Annotated in this window: 1 protein-coding gene; it reads left to right on the top strand. The window is 54.3% G+C overall.

All coding sequences use genetic code 11. The features are described from left to right. The coding region (locus tag FN960_RS23500) for a hypothetical protein (RefSeq protein ID WP_221936828.1) at positions 1–416 on the top strand (416 nt) is incomplete at both ends.

Here is a 416-nt window from a genome sequence, read left to right as displayed (position 1 = left end):
ATTGTGCGATGATGATATTGCCTGGCAAACGGCACAAATTGGTGATAACCAACCCTGGCAGGTTAATGATGTTTCTACAGCAGAGCTGAATGCGAAGACGTTACAACGATTGCCCGGCGATAACTGGCGCGTCACCAGCTACTCTGGTTTGCAACAGCGTGGTCACGGTATCGCCCAGGATTTGATGCCTCGGCTGGATGTCGATGCTGCAGGCGTTGCCAGCGTCGTTGAAGAACCGACGTTAACACCACATCAGTTTCCGCGCGGTGCGTCACCGGGGACGTTCTTGCACAGTTTGTTTGAAGACCTGGATTTTACCCAGCCGGTTGACCCGAACTGGGTGCGGGAAAAACTGGAACTCGGCGGCTTTGAATCGCAGTGGGAACCGGTATTGACCGAGTGGATCACGGCTGTCC

Origin of the sequence: Alkalicoccobacillus porphyridii (assembly GCF_007293315.1) — a bacterium.
Taxonomy (GTDB): Bacteria; Bacillota; Bacilli; order Bacillales; family Bacillaceae_D; genus Alkalicoccobacillus; species Alkalicoccobacillus porphyridii.
This window is presented reverse-complemented; position numbering and strand designations above follow the sequence as displayed.